Below are 20,918 nucleotides of genomic sequence, written 5' to 3'. Positions count from 1 at the left end.
CGATCACAAACCAATGCCACTCTTTTCAATATCCTGTTTTAAACTCGCTGTTATAATCGACATATGCAAAAAACGCCGAACAAATGTCGGCGTTCAACTAACGATTTTACTCTTGTGTCATTTCTTCGTATTGCTCAGCAGTCATTAATGAGTCCACTTCAGACAAATCTGTAGGTTCGACAACGATCATCCATGCATTCTCGTATGGAGATTCATTCACGAATTCAGGACTGTCTTCCAATCCGCTGTTCACTTCAACTACTTTACCACTGATTGGTGCGTATAGCTCAGAAACTGTTTTAACAGATTCAACACTGCCAAATGGTTCGTTCGTTTTGATTTCGTCGCCTACTTGTGGAAGCTCTACGAATACAATATCACCAAGCTCAGATTGAGCGAAGTTAGTGATGCCGATGCGTGCTTTTCCATCTTCAACTTTAACCCATTCGTGTTCCTCAGAGTAGCGTAATTCTTTTGGTGTGCTCATTAATACCCCTCCAAATATGTAATATATTCAACTTCAGTTTGACATAATCTTTCCTTAAAAACAAGAACAGAAAATCAGCTTTTCCAATTCACAGTAAAATCCGACTCCTTAAAACCTACTGTGGCTTTCAAGCCGTCCGTCACAAGGGGTCTCTTAATGAGCATCCCGTCTGAAGCAAGCAATTCATATTGTTCTTCATCTGACATCGTCGGCAGTTTATCTTTTAAACCAAGCTCCCTGTATTTCATTCCACTCGTGTTATAAAACTTCTTAAGCGGCAACCCACTTGTCTCTACGATCTTTTTCAACTCTTCCTTTGAAGGGGGAGTTTCCACAATATGTACATCATGATACGAAAGACCTTCGGAATCCAACCATGCTTTAGCCTTTTTGCAAGTACTACATTTCGGATATCCATAATACGTAATAGCCATCATTAAACCTCCTTATCATCATTTTAACCAGTCTATCAAAAAATAAATCCGAACACCTCATCAGAAGCGTTCGGATTTTTTATACTACGTTTTTCTTTGCGTCAATCAAAATATTATCACTTGTTTATATCCAGTAATGAAGGAAGTTTTCCTTAGGTTCATCGAAGAACCTATCGGTGATTTTTAGTATTAATAGTTTTCTTAAAATACAAACAAGGCGAAGTGGCAGAAGCACTTCGCCTTGTTCAATAATAGGGTCAAATATCGAGATTTTATTAAACTACGTATTTCTCAGCTTCAATCAATTTAACCGAAGCTTCACGTTTTTTGGCAATTACATTATAAGGAGTAGAGCGAGTCAATTTACGCAATGCAGAAAGCATCATGCGTAAGTTATCGCCTTCAACTGCAGCAATCAATGTTTCTTTTGCATCTTTTTCGATACATTCAAAAGCTTCCTGACAGAAGATTTGAGTGTATAGAAGTTTTTGGTTCGCTTTATCAACACCGTCACGCTGGATTGCTTTCTCTGTACGCAGAACAGCTGATTCCATTGCGAATAGATTGCTCACGATGTCTGCAATGTTTGCCAATACTTCTTGTTCAGTTTCAAGTTTTGTACCGTAACGTTGAGCCGCTAAACCTGCAGCTAGCAAGCCGATTTTTTTAGCATTTTGCACCAATACTTTTTCTTGAGCTAATGGTGCATCTTCAATTTCTTCTGGCATCATCATTAACAATTCTGATTGAAGCGCTTGTGCTTTTTGAAGAAGTGGAAGTTCACCTTTCATAGCTTTACGCAAGAACGTACCAGGTACCAGCAAACGATTGATTTCATTTGTGCCTTCGAAAATACGGTTAATGCGGGAGTCACGATAGATGCGCTCTACTTCATACTCTTGCATGAAGCCGTAACCGCCATGCAACTGAACAGCTTCATCCGCAATATAATCCAATACTTCTGTGCCGAACACTTTGTTGATTGAACATTCAATAGCATATTCCGCAATAGAAGCAGCGATAGCTTTGCCATCTTTTTGCTCTTCAGGACTCAATTGACTCATGCGGTCTTCAAAGTAACCGACTGTGCGATAAATCAAACTTTCCGAAGCATATAATTTGGATGCCATTGTTGAAAGTTTTTCTTTTGTTAAGTTGAAAGAAGAAATCGGTGTTTTAAATTGTTGACGTTGGTTGGAATAGGCAACAGCCAATTCAAAAGCACGTTTGGATGCACCAACTGTACCCACTCCCAATTTGTAACGACCAATATTCAAGATATTGAATGCAATAACGTGGCCACGACCAACTTCCCCAAGTAAGTTTTCAACCGGCACTTGTGCATCCTGTAAAATCAAAGTACGTGTCGAAGAAGATTTAATCCCCATTTTCTTCTCTTCCGCGCCTACTGAAACGCCTGAGAATTCACGTTCTACGATGAAAGCAGAGAATTGTTCTCCGTCAATTTTTGCATACACAACAAATACATCCGCAAAACCAGCGTTTGTAATCCATTGTTTCTCTCCATTTAATACATAGTGCGTACCTTCTGCATTTAACTTGGCAGAAGTTTTAGCACCTAGAGCATCCGACCCTGAGCCTGGCTCTGTTAATGCGTAAGCGGCAATTAGTTCGCCAGTAGCGAGTTTAGGCAAATATTTTTGTTTTTGCTCTTCATTCCCAAAAAGTACAATTGGTAATGATCCAATTCCAACGTGTGCACCGTGAGTAATGGAGAATCCACCTGCACGCGACATTTTCTCTGCAATCAGTGCAGATGAAACTTTATCCAATGCCAGACCGCCGTATTCTTCAGGCACGTCTGCACCTAGTAAACCTAAGTCACCAGCTGATTTTAATAGTCTTACAGAATGCTCAAACTCATGATGTTCCAAGTTTTCAATGACTGGCACCACTTCATGTGTAACATAATCATCTGTTGTTTTAGCGATCATTTTATGTTCATCTGTAAAGTCTTCCGGTGTAAAAATGCGATCAAGTGCTACATCTTCCACTAAAAAGCTTCCGCCTTTAATTGCATTTGCAATCGTCTTCGTCATTTTGTTTTCCTCCTATTTTTTCAACAATTCTATTAAAGAATCTCAAATACGCCAGCTGCACCCATGCCTCCGCCGATACACATCGTGACAACACCAAATTGCTTGCCTTGACGTTTTAATTCATGAATCATTTTCAACGTTAAAATCGAACCTGTAGCACCAAGTGGATGTCCAAGCGCTATGGCACCACCATTGACATTCACTTTATTGATGTCGATTCCTAAATGACGAATTACTTGAATCGCTTGCGATGCGAATGCTTCGTTCAATTCCCATAAATCAATGTCTTCGATTGAAAGACCCGCTAGCTTCAACGCTTTTGGAATTGCTACAATCGGTCCAATTCCCATTACTTCTGGTGGAACCCCGCCAACCGCAAATGAACGGAATTTAGCTAGTGGTTTTAGTCCTTGCGCTTCAGCTACTTCACGATCCATGACAAGCACAGCACCTGCACCGTCAGACGTTTGAGATGCATTTCCTGCTGTTACAGTGCCACGAGCGTTGAATGCCGGACGAAGTTTTGCCAGAGTCTCCATGTTCGTCCCAACACGAACGCCTTCATCCATTTCGAACATGATTTTCTTTTCTTGTGGTTTGTTATTTTCATCAATATATCTTTTCAGAACTTCTACTGGTACAATTTCTGTTTTGTATTTACCTGCCGCGATGGCTTTAGCTGCAAGCTCATGTGAGCGTACAGCAAAAGCATCCTGGTCTTCGCGGGTAATGCCAAACTTCATTGCCACTTGTTCAGCAGTATGTCCCATCCCCATATAGTATTGAGGTGCTGTTTCTGCAAGTGTTGCGTTAGGACGAATTGTATTTCCCATCATCGGAACCATACTCATCGATTCAACACCACCTGCAATGATTGCTTCAGAGTGACCAAGCATAATTCGTTCTGCTGCATAAGCGATTGATTGCAGACCAGAAGAACAGAAGCGGTTGATAGTAATCGCTGGTGTTGTATCTGAAAGTCCTGCCAGTGCACCTATATTACGGGCAACGTTCATCCCCTGTTCCGCTTCAGGCATTGCACAGCCTAAAATCAAATCGTCAATCGGACCATCATAACCGCCCGCTCTTTTTAACGTTTCTTTTACAACCAATGCACCAAAGTCATCTGGTCTCACTGTTGCAAGGGAGCCTTTTTTCGCTTTCCCTACAGGTGTTCTGGCACCTGCTACAATAACTGCTTCGCGCATAAGTTCTCCTCCTCATTGCCGCTTCGTAAGATTAGTTACGAAGTGGCTTTCCTTTCACTAACATGTGCTGCATTCTCGCTTGAGATTTTGGTTCAGCTACTAAACTTAAAAATGCTTCACGTTCTAAATCGAGCAAATATTGTTCATCGACCAAAGTACCGTAGGGCACTTTTCCTCCTGCTAGCACGTAGGCTAATTTCTTCGCAATTTTTAAATCATGCTCGCTGATGAAACCTGAAAGGAACATTCCTTCAGCTCCAAGTAACAGCGTTGCATATCCTGACTCGCCGGTTACTGGTACTTTTTCACGAAGAGGTGCTTTGTAGTTGTTTTCATATAGCGAAAGTGCAACTTGTTTCGCATCATAGATTAAGTGATCAGCATTTACACTGATACCGTCTGCAAAGTTCAGGAAGTTATTTTCACGTGCTTCTTCGGCAGATGTCGATACTTTTGCCATGGCAATTGTTTCAAACACTTTGTTTGCCACGTACTGATAATCGACATGAACACCCGTTGGCAAGCCTTTTAAGTGTTTCATATACAATTCTTTATTTCCGCCGCCTCCAGGAATGAGTCCCACTCCCACCTCAACTAATCCCATATATGTTTCATGAGATGCTTGAATGTGTGCAGCTGGCAGACATGCTTCCGCCCCGCCACCAAGCGTCATGCCGAATGGAGCTGCCACTACAGGTTTCGAACAATACTTTATTTTCATCATGGCGTTTTGGAACGAACGCACGACGAAATCCAGTTCAAAAATATTGTCGTCCTGGGCCTCCATAAGAATCATGCCAAGGTTTGCGCCTACACAGAAGTTTTTCCCCTGGTTACCAATCACAAGACCTTTAAAGGTTTTCTCTACTTCATCAACTGCAAAGTTAATCATTTGGATAATATCGAGCCCGATTGCATTTGATTGTGAATGGAACTCCAGTAAAGCAATCCCATCTCCTAAATCTATTAAACTGGCACCTGAATTTTTCTTGATTACGCCATGTTTTTTCTTGTAACGTTTTAAGTTAATTACTTTTTCATTCGTTGGAACCAATGAATAACCCTCACCATTGAAGAAATACAAATCTCCATTGTCTTCTTTATAGAAGGAATCGAATCCTTGATCAAGTAAGCTTTGTGTGAAAGCTGGAATTTCCAACCCTTCCGCTGCCATTTTTTCAGTGGACTCTTTTACGCCGATGGCATCCCATACTTCAAATGGTCCTTGTTCCCACCCAAACCCCCACTTCATCGCATTATCGATTGCCACGATATCATCTGCAATTTCTCCATGTAGTTTTGCGGAATAGGACAATGTAGGTGCTAAAATGCTCCACAGTAATTCTCCTGTGCGATCTTTAGCATAAGTTAATGTTTTCACTTTAGCTGCAAGACCTTTTTGTTGCTTCGCCATTTCCAATGAAGGGGTTTTCAGCTTCTTCACTGGTTCGTACTCCATCGTTTCAGCATTCAATTCAAGAATTTCTTTACCTTTTTTCAGGAAAAATCCTTGACCTGATTTTGCACCTAACCAGCCGTTTTCAAGCATATTAGTAATCAAGGTTGGCAATTCGAACACTTTTTGTTCGTCACCTGTAGTCTGGTCGTAAACGTTTTTTGCGACGTGACCAAAAGTATCCAACCCGACCACATCAAGCGTACGGAACGTCGCCGATTTCGGACGACCAATGACAGGACCCGTAATGGAATCCACTTCACCAACCGAGTAGCCTCTTGCCAGCATTTCACGAAGTGTCACAAGAAGGCCATACGTACCAATGCGGTTCGCAATAAAGTTTGGTGTGTCTTTCGCAAGAACAACACCTTTTCCTAAACGATCCTCACCGAATGTTTGCATGAATACTACAACTTCCGGGAGCGTATGATGAGCTGGTATAACTTCTAACAGTTTTAAATAACGTGGCGGATTGAAGAAATGAGTGCCAAGGAAGTGCTTTTGAAAGTCTTCACTTCGTCCTTCAGCCATTGCATTGATGCTAATGCCGGAAGTATTAGAACTGACAATTGTGCCTGGCTTACGAACCGCGTCAATTTTCTCGTAAAGACCTTTTTTAATATCCAGATTTTCTACAATAACTTCGATAATCCAGTCAACATCTTTTAATTTATCCAAGTCGTCTTCGAGATTTCCTGCTGTTAATAATGTAAGATTTTTCTTTGACGCTAGGGGTGCGGGCTTTTGTTTTAAAAGTTTCTCTAGTGCACCTTGGGCTATTTGATTACGAGCTTTTGAATTATTTTTGTCCTCTTCTTTTAAATCTCGAGGTACCATGTCAAGCAATAAAGTTGGAATTCCGATATTTGCTAAGTGAGCAGCGATTCCTGAACCCATAACGCCAGAACCCAGAACAGCAGCCTTTTTAATTTGATAAGTCACGGATAAAGCCTCCTTCAAAGTTTTTGAATGAATACTCATTCATTTTTTAATGAAAAAAAATAGAAACAACCTCTATGTCTATTAGTTTAGTTCATTTTCAATTTTTTCGCAATATTTAAATGATGATAAAAAACCAAAATTTACCGCGAAAAATCTTGCTAACTATTGCGTCCTTTTATTCTATGAAAGGTGTATTTTTTGTATGCACTATGTAGCTGAAGAATTCAAATAATACTTTTACAAGTCTATTTCAAAAAGGAGATGCTCGTTGGCATCTCCTCTCCTATTATTTATTCAAGAGTCCCTCGTCATTTAATTTGCGAATCGCTTCCACTGCTTCCGTGATATCTTCTCCTGCCACGAAACGGGATGCACCGAATCGTAGACCATATTTTTTAGCCGCTTTTCTTAAAACTTTATTTTTGGATAAAAATAAAAAGAATTCACGCATCGATTGTTCAATCATGAGTTCCGGCCTCCTCTATTCAAATACATTTTATTAGTATGTTCTTTCCTATATATATACAAAAGAAACTAAACGAAAAATGTATATATAATCATTTCTTCCTCACACTAAAAACGAAAAGGAGGATACATCACATGAATTTATTTTCACAACAAAAAGAACAACCAATTTTATTTCCCGAACCCCCTAAAATGGTTTCTTCAAAAGATTTCAGCTACTTGACAGATATGATGTCATGGAATTTGCTGGCAGCTAAAAAAATGAATTGGGCAGCTGAAAATTGCCAACTCCCCGATTTGAAGAAGGAATTTGAGACAGCTGAACAAATGCACAGTAATCATTACGACGAGTTGCTCAAGCTACTGAAACAAAATGAAGGAGGTTCTGTTTCATGAATCAGCAAACAGTGAAAAATCCACAAACTCCTTATGTTGAAACACCGCAATTAAACGACCGCGACATCTTAAATGATGCCCTTTCTACTGAAAAATATTTATGTAATTCTTATGCAACGGCAATGCATGAGGCCAGCCATGATGCGCTATATCAAACCATTTTCACTCAATTAAGAGCTACATCCAAACAACAACGTAGCCTTTACGACTTAATGTTCAAGCATGGTTGGTATAAATTGACACCGGCAGATCCTAAAGAAATCCAACAAGCGACACAACAATTCCAGGGATACAAGCAACAGCTTCAGTAATGAAACAAATTGCTATCCGATGGAAGTAAAACCGTGTAAACTGTTCCTATAGAAGTCAAGGAGGAACAAAAATGAAATCTATTACAACAACTGAACAATTTAATGACGTTATTTCTTCTGATAATGAAGTCATCGTAAAATTCACTGCTGGATGGTGCCCTGATTGTACGCGCATGGACATGTTCATTGATCCAATCGTTGAAGAGTATAAACAATACACTTGGTACGAAGTGAATCGCGACGAACTTCCTGAAATTGCTGAAAAGTATGATGTTATGGGCATTCCAAGCTTACTGATTTATCAGGATAGCGAAAAGAAAGCTCATTTGCACAGTGCAAATGCAAAATCACCTGAACAAGTAACTGAATTTTTGCAGAGTCAAAAAGGATAGACTTCATGTCTATCCTTTCAGACTGTAGACAAAAAATAAAAAGAGTGAATATAACTGTATACTAATGAAAAAGAGTGTATGCAAGAAAATGTTGATTTCCTTTGCGGCGGACGCGTTTCGCGGGCACGGCTTTAGTCTCCTCGTCACTACGTTCCTGCGGGGCCTTCAGCTCGTGCTGTTCCCGCTGAAGTCGCCGCCTCCACTCCAATCAACGGATTTCGCTTCTGTTTGCGTATCTCTTCATATTTTTTCATTAGTAAGATGGTCGGCTATTTCTGAAGACTCCTGCGGAAAAACGAAATAAGCTAGACCCCACAGGCTCAGCTGTCATAGACAGCTGAGCCGAGGAGGCTAGCGTTTCGTCCGCGGAAAGCGAAAGAAATAGCCGACTATAATATTTTCGATAGAGTGTAAAAGATAAGAATGCGAATTTTTATACTTTTTTATTGATTAATATTCTTTTGTCAACAAGTTGAAAGGATAGACTTCATGTCTATCCTTTTTTCGTGCAGAATCAAGAATAGATTATGCTATACTTAGTGAAAATAATCACTGAGGTGTAATATGACTCAAGAACTTGAATTGCAACAACTGAAAGAGAAAGTTAAATACTATGAAAATATTATCAAGAACATGTCTGCCCCAGTGATTCCTTCTGTCGTGCCAAATACAATATTGATTCCGATTGCCGGATATATGTTCAAAGAACGCTTTGATATGATTCAAACCAAAGCACTTCAATATGCAGGAACCCATCGTGAAACGGAGCGAGCTATCTTTGATTTTACTGGAGTTACCGTAGAAGACGTAGCATCATTTGATTACAATGATTTGGCAACGGAAATTTACCAACTGAATAACTCACTTAAACTAATGGGTATTCGTCCGATTTATGTTGGTTTTAATCCTCGATTTGTCCGAGAAATTGTTCATGCAGGTATTCAAGTGGAAATCGAAACGTATGTGAATTTCCGCGCAGCCCTTCAACGTCTATTAAAAGAAAACAACCAATCGCTCCACTCCCTTGGGTGAATGATTGGTTGTTTTTTTTAGTATTTCTTGAGCATAAAGACTTGTGAAATTGCTGTATTTTCAAAACCACTTTCCTGTAGTAAAAATACCACATTGCCTTTACCCGTCATAAAGTTGTATGTAGATCGACTAACAGGTTGATCATATTCAAGTGCATGTGCCAATAGAAGGTTAACCTCATGTTGTTCGTCTCTGGAAGCCACTTGGAATAAGGTAATTCCTTCAGAAGGATTATTATAAATTCCTCTTTTTCGAATTAAACAGGATGCTTTTATTTCCCCATCTTTTAACAAATTCACTACTTCTCCACCGACTTTGGGTACAACACTCTCGGCTGTTTGCCACGGGACGAGCGTTGGAAAAAGATCTGATCCAATGGCTAGAAACGCAGGAAATCTTTCTAATTCGTAATCTCCTAATTCAGGCAGTTTGTCGATTAGTTTTCCGGAACCAGATAAAAATACAAGCTTATCCTTAATTTCGTATCCACACTTTTCATATAATTTGATTGCAGGCTCGTTTTCAGATAAAGCCTCTAAAGTTGAAACGTCTACTTCATTTTCCAAAAGAACGCGCTCCGCTTCTTTCATTAGGTGAAGTCCAACACCCTTGCCCCGATATTCAGGAATGATCCCAGTACCACCATTCCAGGAAATTTTAAATCCGTCATTTTCTCTTATTCCTTGCAGAATAAACCCAATTGGTGTGTTTTCATCAAAAGCTACAACTGATAGTTCCACCGACAATCCTTCGTTGCCAAAGCGTCCAACAAACTGTTCCATTGTTAAATGCATCGGGATTAGGTATCCTTCAAAACCTTTATTGAACAAAGCAAGTGCATCTTCAAAATTTAATAATGATAACCGTTTATATGTGATATTCACCTGTTATTCCCCCATTGTAGTGATGTTTAACTCTACGATTAAAATTGTGGAAACATTCTTTCTCTTCTATTATTGTATTTTTTCATCTTCTACAAGTCTATAAGCTAGTAAAAATTTTTTAATCTTTTACTCAATCATATTACTTGATAATCACTTAAATATACTTTACATTTGAATTAGTTCTTTTTTGTAATAATTATAATTAAGGAGTCGATACAATGAAAAAGCTAACAACTAACCAAGGTGTACCAATCGGTGATAATCAAAATTCCCGAACTGCGGGTGAACGTGGCCCAACACTTATAGAGGATTATCAATTAATAGAAAAATTAGCTCACTTTGACCGTGAACGTGTTCCTGAACGAGTTGTACATGCTCGTGGAGCTGCTGCCCACGGTACATTCATCGTCAAAAACAGTATGAAAAAATATACACGAGCTGCTTTCTTACAAAATGAAGGGCAAAAAACGCCTGTATTCACTCGATTCTCTACCGTCATTCACGGGCTCCACTCACCAGAAACTGCTCGTGATCCACGTGGATTCTCAGTAAAATTCTATACAGAAGAAGGCAACTATGATTTTGTTGGGAATAATTTGCCTGTATTCTTTATCCGAGATGCAATTAAATTCCCAGACGTAATTCATTCATTAAAACCAGATCCACGCACAAATCTTCAAGATGCTGCACGTCTTTTTGATTTCATGGGCTTATCCCCTGAATCGACAAATATGTTAATTCACTTATTTACAGATGAAGGAATTCCACAAGATTACCGTCACCTACGTGGTTCTTCTGTCCATTCGTTCAAATGGATTTCAGCAGATGGAAAAACTACATATGTGAAACTACGTTGGGTGCCTAAACAAGGCGTGAAAAACTTATCAATCGAAGAAGCGGCTGAACAGCAAGGAAAAGATTTCAGTCATGCAACGCGTGATTTATATGAAGCAATTGAGCGTGGAGACTATCCAGAATGGGATTTATTTGTTCAAACTTTGAAACCTGAAGACATGGATAACTTTGACTTTGATCCACTTGACGCTACGAAAGATTGGTTAGAGAAAGACTTCCCTTATGAGTTGATCGGAACAATGACTTTAAATCGAAATGTAGACAACTTCTTTGCAGAAACAGAATCAGTTGGATTCAATCCAGGTGTTCTAGTACCGGGTATACAACCATCTGAAGATAAAATGTTGCAAGGTCGTTTGTTCTCTTACTCAGATACACAACGCTACCGTATTGGTGCAAACTACTTACAGTTGCCAATCAATGCACCAAAATGTCCATTCTCAAATAACCAACGTGACGGCGCTATGCCATTTAGACAACAAACGTCTCGCGTAAATTACGAACCAAATAGTTTCGACTCAGAACCAAAAGAAGCGCCTGAATTCAAAGAATTTGATCAACCAATTTCAGGAGTTGCGGGTAAAAACGCAATCGAAAAAACAAATAATTTCGGCCAGGCTGGTGAAATTTACCGTAGTTATGATGAGTCTACAAAACAAGCACTTATTAAAAACTTGCTAGATCAATTCTCTACCATCCAAAATCGTGACATCGTAGGGCGTGCGATTGCAAACTTCCACCGCGCCGATGAATCGCTTGGGCATGCACTTGCCGAAGGTGCAAACGTAGACGTTCATCAATTCTTGTAAGTTGATAGATCGCTAGATTTTAAGTTTCTCTGCCATTTTTTTAGTTGCAATGAAAGCTTCAAAGTTTACAGAAAAAGAGTTTTTCCGTACTGTTAAATCAGACGGAAAAACTCTTTTTTCACTGAGGTGACATTATGCGTATTCAATTAGAAATACAAGGTCTATCGCAATTTGATAGATCAATCAAAACACAGTATCAGAAATCTGCATGTGGACCTGTTACTGCCCTGACCATTTTGCGTTACTTGATGCCGAATTCATGCCCTTATGATGCGAATCGATTATACCGTTTACTGGGAGGTACTCGAATTGGTTTATTTACATGGCGTTTAAAACGTAATTTACGGAAACTTCTCGGCCCTAATTGGGATATTGATACCTGTTCGATGGAAGATGCAAAAGAAGAATTACGAGCCGGTAGACCGGTGGCATGTAAATTTGATCGGTACTTTTCATTTCACTGGTTCAGCTCTTATGATTTTTCCTATCATTGGGTCCCGCTCATCGGGTTTGAAGAAAAAGAAAACGACTTGACGCTGATCATCCACGATAATGGTGGAAGAAATCGCGCAAGCCGAATTCGCCAAGTTTCATATGAAAAGAACAAAGGAATTTTAACGTTCGTAAAAATATCCCCAAATACTAAGAAGTTTGAATTACTGACAATGCTCGTTTAAGAGACGAGTAACTTCAGATGTGCTTTCCTCCAAATAAAGTTAAATCGAATATAAAGTTCGAGCATACCGACTCGTAATGCCGTATCCGGCTTCCTCTACCTGAGTTAATAATTGCTGACTGTATGAAGGCACAATCAATTGATCAAGTTCAATCGGCAAATCCATTTCACAATGAATCGTAGCGAGTCTTTTTGACAATCGTAACATGTCCAGGTTTTCCTGAATCTTCTTTTGTTGACCCGGCTTTAACTCCGGTAACGCCTCAATGACTCCTTCAACAGAACCATAGCATTGAATAAGTTGAAGTGCACTTTTCGGTCCTATTCCTTTAACTCCCGGGTACCCGTCACTCGAATCTCCCATAAATGCTTTCACATCGGCAAAAACCGAAGGCTCAATTTGATACTCTTCTACAAAACGTTCGTATGTATATTCGTCATAGATGTTATACCCTTTTTTCGTAAAAGCGATTTTAGTTGTGGGATTGAGTAATTGCAATAAATCTTTATCTCCACTTACGATGGTGATATCTGCTTCATTTTGCCACTTGCATGCCATGGAGCCAATTAAATCATCCGCTTCCATCCCAACTTCCCCAAAGTTTTTCCAGCCAAGCATTTCAGAAAGACTCTTAGCCATATCAAATTGAGGCAGCATTTCTTCAGGCGGAGCAGGACGGTTGGATTTGTATCCATCAAACAAATCATTGCGGAAAGTGTGCATACCCATATCCCAACAAATGGCCATATGAGTCGGTTGCATAATTTGTTTTGCGCTCATCACATGACGGGCAAACCCTTGAACACCATTAGTTGGGACACCTTGTTCATTTCTAAAGTATTGTCCAAAGACTGAAGTTGCAAAAAACGAACGGAATAAAAGTGCCATTCCGTCGACTAATAAAATGTGGGGCCTCTGATTGGATTGCATTATATCTCCTCTTTCTGCCACTCTTTTGTAGCATCGATCCATGTAATGAATTTCTTCAAGACTCCATTAATGAATATTACGGTCTTTTCATCAGTTAGTGTTCCTTTATCATTAAATTTCGTTGATGCTTGTCCAATCAAAATTTCATTTCCAGGTAGTGTTAACGCTTGATGGCCTGGTGAATTTAATATTAATCGCAAATGATTTTGAGCACGTGATGTTCCTACTGGTCCCGCTGAACAACCCATGATCAGAACTGGTTTCTTTACAAAAACTTTTTCTTTTCTTGAAAGCCAATCCAATGCATTCTTCAATGCTCCAGGCACTGAATGGTTATATTCAGGCGTCGCAATCAGCACACCCTCAGATTCTTGTATCAGTTGGATGGCTTTTTTCACCTGTTCTGGAACCTTAGCTTCGATATCTTCATTAAACAATGGAAACTCATTGATTTCAATAAACTCCATTTTTATGTCCACTTTGTACGTTTCTTTTAAGTATGCAAGTAACTTTCGATTTAATGATTCTTTCCGCAAACTTCCAGCGATCAAGGCGAATGTTTTCATTGGAATCTCTCCTTTTAAAATATCTTGTTTCAGTATAACAAATGCAGATCGAACTGTACGAAAGTCTGTATTCTATAAGTGTCAAAAAATATTATTACATTTGAATTATGAGTATAGATTATTTTCCTGGAGCCTATTCTAAAAGAAAGGGTTGTGAAAGGAGGGAAAGAAATGTTTAAAAAAAAGAGCAGACAGTCTTCCTCGAAAAATAAACCGACTGATGGCGAAAATCACAAAGATGAAAAAGCAAGTAAGGTTCATAATGAAAGCTTGTTTCCAATCTCATCAAAAGATTATTTAGAGGCTATTAAAAAAGCAACCAACAATCCAACTGACTTAGTTGTCAAAACAATTTCTCCAAATCTCACGCTTACTTACATAGATAGTTTGGTGGATGGCCGAACCATAAAAGAACAGCTCCTTCCAGACCTTTTAAGAAAAGAGTATGAATCACCTGAAAGTCTTAAATCTGCACTTTCCCTGCCCGAGGTTGATTTGGATGAACAACTGGATCATTCCGTCCTTTCTATGTATAACGGGACGGCACTGATTCATATAAATGGATTTTCTCAAGTTGTAATGGCAAAAATCACGACGAAAGAGTCCCGAAGCTTGACAGCACCTGAAAATGAATCACAGGTAATCGGGGCACAGGTCGGATTCAATGAAAGCCTGTCTACCAATGAATCACTAATTCGAAGGTATATTAAAAATCCTGAGCTGTGCAATGAAAAATTTATTGTTGGAAAACAAACGAATACAACGATTGCCCTTTTATATATCAAGGGCATTGCATCCGAGGACATGGTGAATACGTTGAAAGACAGGATTACCAGCTTAAAGCTGGATGCCTTATTGGATAGTTCGACTCTTGCTGAAATGATTGATGACAATTCTTTATCACCGTTTCCCCAGATGCTTCTTACTGAAAGACCGGACAGGTTTTGCGAAGGGTTGCTGAATGGTAAATTAGGCATCCTTGTGGATGGCAGTTCCATGGCAATATTATGCCCATACGCGTTCATTGAATTTTTTCAAAGCAGGGAAGATCAAAACCTGCGATGGCCAATCGCTTCCTTTTTTCGACTATTGAGATTCGGTGCCGTATTTTTGTCCATTTACTTGACACCTATGTATGTAGCAGCTCTGACTTTTCATTATGAAGTCATCCCTCAATCGCTGTTAGTTCCTTTAAGCGAATCCAGAGCTCTAGTGCCATTCCCACCAATAATTGAAGCATTACTCCTGGAATTGATAATTGAATTATTAAGGGAAGCAGGGGCAAGATTACCGACCAAAGTTGGACAAACCATCGGTATCGTAGGCGGTATCGTGATAGGAACCGCGGCGGTACAAGCCGGGATTACGAGTAACATTCTTATTATCATTGTTGCGCTAAGCGCATTGGCTTCTTTTACGACGCCAAGCTTTATGATGGGTAACGTCATTCGGGTCATCCGCTTTCCATTGATTTTGTTAGCGGGTTTTTGGGGTTTTTATGGAATCATGCTCGGTTTTTGCTTCATCTTGACTCACCTGATTCGTCAGTCTAGTTTGGGAGCACCATACACGGCTCCTTTCTATCCCCCGCGTTTTAAGGATTGGCGAGATAGTATCATTAGGTTACCATTACCATTTGCTTACAAAAGGCAATCAAATGCAAGGCCACAGGATGCAGATAAATATCAACCAGAACCAATCAATCCAGAAAAAAGTTGAACTGAAGGTGATTTGAGTGAACAACACCATACATGTGAAAAACCAAGAGATGATCAATGCTTTTCTACTTTTTTTTGTGATTCATACGATTCAAGTAGGTGTTGGTATCCATGGCTTCCAACGTGTCATTTATCAGGACGCCAAACATGATGCCTGGATTTCTGTTCTGCTCGTCGGAATTGCCACTCATATTATCGCGATTATTATGATTAAAACTCTGGAAATCTACGGTTCGAATGATTTATACGGCATCCATCAAGACATTTTCGGAAAATGGTTCGGCAACTTTTTAAATCTTTTATATATATTGTATTGTTCAACTGCATTTTTCTCTGTATTACGAAACTATATTGAAGTGGTTCAAACGTGGGTTTTTCCGAACTTGAGTACGTGGTTTATTTCCGCTACTTTACTGCTGATAGTCATCTACGCTTTTACAGGTGGACTGCGTGTTATTGTTGGGATTTCATTTTTCAGTTTCGTTCTGTCCATTTGGCTTTTGCCCATGTTGGTATATCCACTTCAATTTACTTCGGCGCGAAGTTTGCTGCCCATAATGGAAACCGATATTATCGGAATTTTAAAAGGTGCACAGTCCATGACGTTTACTATTGCGGGGTTTGAGATACTCAATGTGATCTACCCATTCATCAAGGATAAAAATAAAGTACAAAAGCATGTACATTTTGGATTGTTGGCAACTACGATCATTTATCTATCTGTCATATTAGTTTCTATCACATACTTCAGCCCAGAACAATTAAATAAATCGATTTGGGCCACCTTAACATTATTCAGCGTCGTCCATTTTCCGTTTATCGAACGGTTTGAATATATTGCCGTTTGCTTTTGGATGTTAGTGATTTTGCCCAACCTTTGTCTATACCTATGGGCTGCTTATCGGGGAAGCTTACGATTGGTGAAAGTAAATTCAAACAAATTTATTTGGCTGTTTTCGGTTGTCATCTTTATGCTCTCTCTTTCCATTGAAACTCGTACCCAAATCAATGCGGTGAACACTTACTTTTCCAAAGTTGGATTTTATGTCATATTTGTTTATCCCCTCTTTATATACTTTCTCGCAATAATGAAAAAGAAATATCGGATTCGTAAGGAGCAAAAGATATGAAAAAAATAAAACTTGGCTTCATATTCGTTGTTCTCTTTGTTTCGTTGGTTGGATGTGCGGAACAGAAATTGCTGGAACAGATTGGATTGACAACCTTACTTGGATATGATTTGAGAGAAGACGATAAATTGTCGGTAACAGCAGTCGTTCGTCAAGTGAATCCAGAATTCCAAAGTAATGTAGAAGTAATTTCGGCTGAGAATGAAACTATTCGTGGTGCCCGTACTGATATTAATAGAAAAACATCGAAAAAAAACGTGACCGGTCAGATGCGAGTCGTCTTGTTTGGAGAAGAAATATCAAAAGACGGAATTGCTCATTATATTGATACTCTTTCGAAGAATTCCGAGACGAGCGGTGGCTTGTATGTGGCTGTTGTTGAGGGTGAAACAAAATCATTACTTGAATATCAGTATCAGGAAATCGAAGATATAGGAATCCATATCTTCAAGTTGCTAGAACAAAACATCAAGAGCGAACAAATGATTTCATCCACTATTCATGAAGTAGCACACGATTATTACTCTCTAGGTAGGGACGTTGCTTTACCCATAATTAAAAGAAAGGATGAAATTGTGGAAATTTCAGGAGTTGCTTTATTCAACAAAGACAAAATGGTCGGGAAATTATCGGCTGAAAATAGTTTTTACCTTAAATTGGCTAGAGATTTTCACAAGGCTGCCATGTTTGAAACGAAGATTCCTAAAGAATCACTACCAGCTTCACAAACACAGGAATCTCAAGAAGATATTACAGTAGTGATTGATACTATCTCTACGAAGAAAAAATTGAAACTCATTAATCCGGACACACCGGAATTCGACATGCAATTCACAGTTCGTGGAAGATTATTAGAAATAGAAGCAAATATGGATATGGACAACCCAAAAAATGTGCAGAAATTGGAAGAGGAAATCGAGAAAAGTATGTCCAAGAACCTTGCAAAAATACTCGTTTATTGTCAGGAAGTGGACTCCGATGTTTTTGGTTTAGGTGAATTTTACCGAAGCTCGGTCAGAGAGCCCAATCTCACTTATGAAAAATGGCATGAGATGTATAAGGACGCGAAAGTAAATTTTAAAGTTGACTTTACCGTTCTTAGAAGTGGGATTTTCGAATAAGCTTGAGCAAATATTCTTATCCCTCTTTCTATGTTTAATGTTCTCCATTACGAGTATGTCGGACAATCATGACGGACAGAAACTGTTTAAAAAACGTGTCATAGTTGAGGGATTTAATAATTGATGGCTATCACCCCGATGCCCATTTAGTGCAACTGGATCGTAAATATGGTGTTAAATAAGTGAAAGGCAGTCTCCAAAAATGGAGACTGCCTTTTTTATTGGCTCGTTGAGTAGCTGAGCGGTATCTCAGTCTGACTTTTGCAGGTTCACGTCTGAAAACGACCTTTGAGACATCTTGACTCATCGCTTACCGGACGGTTACAGCCTCTTTTTTCGCATAAATTGAGGAAGCAGTTTCGTTCTTTAAATGTACGCTGATTCGCTCGATATCTGTGCTGAAAATCCGGTCTTCATCCATCGATGGGACGAATGCTCTGAATTCATTCCATTTATCCTGTAACAATGGAGACATTTTATCTTTGCCTCTGTACTCCGAACCTTGCAATGCACAGAAAGCTTCGATTGCCAACACGCGTCGTGCATTTTGAATCATATTTCCAGCATGACGTGCGCCGATTGTCCCCATGCTCACATGATCTTCCTGATTAGCCGAGGATGGGATTGAATCAACCGAGGCTGGATGTGCCAGCGTCTTATTTTCCGATACTAAGCTTGCCGCCGCATATTGCAGAATCATGGCACCTGATTGAAGTCCTGGTTGTGGACTTAGGAAAGGTGGTAATCCTTCGTTCAATTGTGGATTGACCAATCGTTCGATTCGGCGTTCCGAAACATTCGCAAGCTCCGCAACTGCTAATTTCAGAAAGTCCATCGCAAAAGCAATCGGCTGACCATGGAAATTACCTCCTGAAATGATGACTTCCCCATCCTCAAAAATCAATGGATTGTCTGTTGCTGCATTCATTTCGATTTCAAGCTTCTCTTTTACATAACCAAGCACCTGCCAGCTGGCACCGTGAATTTGTGGAATGCAACGCAGCGAATAGGCATCCTGCACACGTTTTTCACCTTGAGTTGTAACTAGTTGACTTCCTTGCAACCACTCTAGCATTCTACGTGCCACATCTACTTGCTCGACGTAGCCACGTGCCTGATGGACAGCTGGATGAAATGCATCCGTTATACCGTGAAGCGCTTCCATTGTCATCGCCGCAATCCATTCACTTTGATAAGCCATTGTCTCCGCTTCTAACCAGTTCACTACGCCCTGCGCTGTCATGGCTTGCGTACCATTGATTAGCGCCAAGCCTTCTTTTGCTTCCAGCACTAATGGTTCAATACCTTTATTCCCCCATACTTCATGAGCTGGAATTTGCTGTCCCTCATGCCAGACAAACCCTTCCCCCACCAATACAAGTGCCAGATGAGACAAAGGTGCTAAATCACCTGATGCCCCTAGAGATCCTTGTGAAGGAATGACTGGATGAATCGAATGATTGACCATGTAAGCCAATCGTTCTAATACATCTACTCGAATGCCCGAGAAACCTTTCAATAATGCATTCAATCGTAAGACGACCATTGCACGGGACACTCGTTCTTCAAATGGTTCACCAATTCCACATGCATGTGAACGGATTAAATGGAGTTGTAGTGCGTGTACATCTTCCTCATCAATGCTGACATCACTGAACTTACCAAAGCCCGTATTAATGCCATAAACTGTTTTGCCTTCCCTTACGATTCTCTCAACCGCTTCACGGCTTTTTTGAACACGTGTTAATGCATTTGAATCAAGATTTATTGTTTCATTCTGAAATAATATGGATCGCATTTCTTCTAAATTTAATTTCTCACCAGTTAATAAGATCATCATAATCACCCCTATACTTCGAGTATATGTGTGTATATAATGAACTGCAATTACTATTTTCCAAATTATAACAAGATGCAGTGGTAGTGTACTATCTTAATAAAGTGTTAAAATGGGGAATATTCACATTTTTCAAAGGAGGAATTCAATTGGAATGGCAATCGATGTTTCATTACCACAAATGGGCTACGCAAAAACTATTGAATCATGTAGATTCACTAGATGCATCTATCTTTCAACAAGAAGCAAAAAATTCATTTCCATCTATCAGTGAAACTTACTCACATGTCATCAGTGTTGATTACTTATGGTATAAGCGTTTAACTGGTATTGCTAAACCTGAATGGAAACAGTTTGATGTGAGTTCTGTTCAATCAACGAAAGAAGCATTTGCAGATTTACACGAAAAAATGGAACAATTTTTCTCGACGCTAACTGAAGAACAGTGGAAAGAAACATTGAATTTCACCAATATAAAAGGTGCTTCGTTTTCCAACAAACGAGACGAAATGTTCTTTACGTTCATTAACCACTCTTCCTATCATCGGGGCCAAGTGACTTCATTCCTGCGTCAGTTTGATTTGGAGGGCGTTCCAGTCGATTACATTTATTTTGCAAAAGAAATTCAAAGCTAATTATGGAGGTTTTCCTGTTGTCTTTTCCTGTACTAGAATCCGATAGACTTAACTTAATCGACTTAAATCAATCCCATGCAGTCCACTTGTTCAATCAATTCTCACGTGAAGATGTCACACGTTACTATGGGATGGACCCCCTCACAACAATGGAACAAGCAGAAAAAATGATTACCAATATGAATAAAGGCTTCATGGAAAAACGTTCAGCACGATGGGGCATCCAACTAAAAGAAACTGGAGAGTTCGCTGGAACAATCGGGTTAAATAATCTGCAGCTTTGGAGCAAAAAATGTGAAGTTGGCTATGACCTGCATCCAGATTTTTGGGGCAAGGGCTATGTGAAAGAAGCACTGGAGAAGGTTTTGTCACATTGCTTTGAAACACTTGAACTTTCCCGAGTTGGCGCCGTTACATTTCCTGACAATGAAGCTTCGTGGAAGCTATTGTTGAAAATGGGGTTTAATAAAGAAGGTTTGCTAAGAAATTATTTATATCAAGGTGGTAAAACTCACGATGCTTTCGTCTTTTCCATAACGAAAGAGGACTGGGATAGCAAAAACTATTAAAATA

General features: G+C 39.5%; 20 protein-coding genes and 1 pseudogene. 11 read left to right on the top strand and 10 right to left on the bottom strand.

Going from position 1 to position 20,918, the window contains the following annotated elements:
- Positions 1–106: 106 nt before the first annotated feature.
- The 6 genes and pseudogenes from gcvH to AC1DSK_RS05955 all read right to left on the bottom strand — a co-directional run.
- On the bottom strand, positions 107–487 hold the full coding sequence (gene gcvH / locus AC1DSK_RS05980; protein ID WP_016429043.1) for a glycine cleavage system protein GcvH: 381 nt from the start codon (positions 485–487) through the stop codon (positions 107–109).
- A 74-nt stretch (positions 488–561) separates the two neighbouring features.
- The gene (locus AC1DSK_RS05975; protein ID WP_477547422.1) at positions 562–921 is read right to left on the bottom strand and encodes an arsenate reductase family protein; all 360 of its coding nucleotides are present in this window, start codon (positions 919–921) and stop codon (positions 562–564) included.
- Between the two features lie 275 nt (positions 922–1,196).
- A complete protein-coding gene (locus AC1DSK_RS05970; protein WP_477547421.1) occupies positions 1,197–2,981 on the bottom strand; it encodes an acyl-CoA dehydrogenase family protein in 1,785 nt (594 codons plus the stop codon).
- A gap of 32 nt (positions 2,982–3,013) precedes the next feature.
- Positions 3,014–4,189 carry an acetyl-CoA C-acetyltransferase gene (locus AC1DSK_RS05965; protein WP_477547420.1) on the bottom strand — a complete coding sequence of 392 codons (1,176 nt, stop codon included), beginning with the start codon at positions 4,187–4,189 and terminating at the stop codon, positions 3,014–3,016.
- A gap of 31 nt (positions 4,190–4,220) precedes the next feature.
- Complete coding sequence (locus AC1DSK_RS05960; RefSeq protein ID WP_477547419.1) at positions 4,221–6,587, bottom strand: 3-hydroxyacyl-CoA dehydrogenase/enoyl-CoA hydratase family protein; 2,367 nt, start codon at positions 6,585–6,587, stop codon at positions 4,221–4,223.
- A 298-nt stretch (positions 6,588–6,885) separates the two neighbouring features.
- Positions 6,886–7,050 (bottom strand): annotated as a pseudogene (locus AC1DSK_RS05955) (proline dehydrogenase); the annotation flags it as partial.
- Between the two features lie 137 nt (positions 7,051–7,187).
- Here AC1DSK_RS05955 and AC1DSK_RS05950 point away from each other — a divergent pair.
- The 4 genes from AC1DSK_RS05950 (at position 7,188) to AC1DSK_RS05935 (ending at position 9,183) form a co-directional block, all read left to right on the top strand.
- Positions 7,188–7,448, top strand: coding sequence for a hypothetical protein (locus AC1DSK_RS05950; RefSeq protein ID WP_477532178.1), 261 nt, complete (start codon positions 7,188–7,190; stop codon positions 7,446–7,448).
- The gene (locus tag AC1DSK_RS05945; RefSeq protein WP_016429050.1) at positions 7,445–7,759 is read left to right on the top strand and encodes a spore coat protein; all 315 of its coding nucleotides are present in this window, start codon (positions 7,445–7,447) and stop codon (positions 7,757–7,759) included. The genes AC1DSK_RS05950 and AC1DSK_RS05945 overlap by 4 nt, the downstream gene beginning before the upstream one ends.
- Before the next feature lie 71 nt (positions 7,760–7,830).
- On the top strand, positions 7,831–8,151 hold the full coding sequence (locus tag AC1DSK_RS05940) for a thioredoxin family protein (RefSeq protein WP_342543158.1): 321 nt from the start codon (positions 7,831–7,833) through the stop codon (positions 8,149–8,151).
- Between the two features lie 564 nt (positions 8,152–8,715).
- Positions 8,716–9,183 carry an STAS domain-containing protein gene (locus AC1DSK_RS05935; RefSeq protein ID WP_016429052.1) on the top strand — a complete coding sequence of 156 codons (468 nt, stop codon included), beginning with the start codon at positions 8,716–8,718 and terminating at the stop codon, positions 9,181–9,183.
- A gap of 17 nt (positions 9,184–9,200) precedes the next feature.
- Here AC1DSK_RS05935 and AC1DSK_RS05930 read toward each other — a convergent pair whose 3' ends face one another.
- Positions 9,201–10,067 (bottom strand): GNAT family N-acetyltransferase, encoded by an 867-nt coding sequence (locus AC1DSK_RS05930; RefSeq protein ID WP_477547785.1) that lies wholly within the window; start codon positions 10,065–10,067, stop codon positions 9,201–9,203.
- Between the two features lie 218 nt (positions 10,068–10,285).
- On the opposite strand from AC1DSK_RS05930, the gene AC1DSK_RS05925 reads away from it, so the two are divergent.
- Both AC1DSK_RS05925 and AC1DSK_RS05920 read left to right on the top strand, forming a co-directional pair.
- Complete coding sequence (locus tag AC1DSK_RS05925; RefSeq protein WP_477547784.1) at positions 10,286–11,731, top strand: catalase; 1,446 nt, start codon at positions 10,286–10,288, stop codon at positions 11,729–11,731.
- 134 nt (positions 11,732–11,865) lie between these two features.
- Positions 11,866–12,408 (top strand): C39 family peptidase, encoded by a 543-nt coding sequence (locus AC1DSK_RS05920; RefSeq protein ID WP_477547783.1) that lies wholly within the window; start codon positions 11,866–11,868, stop codon positions 12,406–12,408.
- Between the two features lie 39 nt (positions 12,409–12,447).
- Here AC1DSK_RS05920 and AC1DSK_RS05915 read toward each other — a convergent pair whose 3' ends face one another.
- Together AC1DSK_RS05915 and AC1DSK_RS05910 are read right to left on the bottom strand one after the other, a co-directional pair.
- The gene (locus AC1DSK_RS05915; protein ID WP_477547782.1) at positions 12,448–13,338 is read right to left on the bottom strand and encodes a 5'-3' exonuclease; all 891 of its coding nucleotides are present in this window, start codon (positions 13,336–13,338) and stop codon (positions 12,448–12,450) included.
- Positions 13,338–13,904: an NADPH-dependent FMN reductase gene (locus tag AC1DSK_RS05910; RefSeq protein WP_477547781.1), complete on the bottom strand. Its 567-nt coding sequence runs from the start codon at positions 13,902–13,904 to the stop codon at positions 13,338–13,340. The genes AC1DSK_RS05915 and AC1DSK_RS05910 overlap by 1 nt, the downstream gene beginning before the upstream one ends.
- A 171-nt stretch (positions 13,905–14,075) precedes the next feature.
- Here AC1DSK_RS05910 and AC1DSK_RS05905 point away from each other — a divergent pair, with 171 nt between their 5' ends.
- Genes AC1DSK_RS05905 through AC1DSK_RS05895 form a run of 3 tightly spaced genes read left to right on the top strand, consistent with a single transcriptional unit; the run spans position 14,076 to position 17,873 of the window.
- On the top strand, positions 14,076–15,623 hold the full coding sequence (locus AC1DSK_RS05905) for a spore germination protein (RefSeq protein ID WP_477547780.1): 1,548 nt from the start codon (positions 14,076–14,078) through the stop codon (positions 15,621–15,623).
- A 16-nt stretch (positions 15,624–15,639) separates the two neighbouring features.
- Positions 15,640–16,752 carry a GerAB/ArcD/ProY family transporter gene (locus AC1DSK_RS05900; protein ID WP_477547779.1) on the top strand — a complete coding sequence of 371 codons (1,113 nt, stop codon included), beginning with the start codon at positions 15,640–15,642 and terminating at the stop codon, positions 16,750–16,752.
- On the top strand, positions 16,749–17,873 hold the full coding sequence (locus AC1DSK_RS05895; protein ID WP_477532187.1) for a Ger(x)C family spore germination protein: 1,125 nt from the start codon (positions 16,749–16,751) through the stop codon (positions 17,871–17,873). Before AC1DSK_RS05900 ends, AC1DSK_RS05895 begins: the two co-directional genes overlap by 4 nt.
- 310 nt (positions 17,874–18,183) lie before the next feature.
- Here AC1DSK_RS05895 and hutH read toward each other — a convergent pair whose 3' ends face one another.
- Positions 18,184–19,710, bottom strand: a complete 1,527-nt coding sequence (hutH, locus tag AC1DSK_RS05890; protein WP_477547778.1) for a histidine ammonia-lyase — start codon at positions 19,708–19,710, stop codon at positions 18,184–18,186.
- Between the two features lie 149 nt (positions 19,711–19,859).
- On the opposite strand from hutH, the gene AC1DSK_RS05885 reads away from it, so the two are divergent.
- Positions 19,860–20,345: a DinB family protein gene (locus AC1DSK_RS05885; protein WP_477547777.1), complete on the top strand. Its 486-nt coding sequence runs from the start codon at positions 19,860–19,862 to the stop codon at positions 20,343–20,345.
- A 17-nt stretch (positions 20,346–20,362) separates the two neighbouring features.
- Positions 20,363–20,914 (top strand): GNAT family N-acetyltransferase, encoded by a 552-nt coding sequence (locus tag AC1DSK_RS05880; protein WP_477547776.1) that lies wholly within the window; start codon positions 20,363–20,365, stop codon positions 20,912–20,914.
- Positions 20,915–20,918: the final 4 nt, after the last annotated feature.

Source organism: Paenisporosarcina sp. P4_B8 (assembly GCF_056402175.1).
Note: the sequence above shows the minus strand (reverse complement) of the source record. Positions and strands in the feature narration are given on the sequence as shown.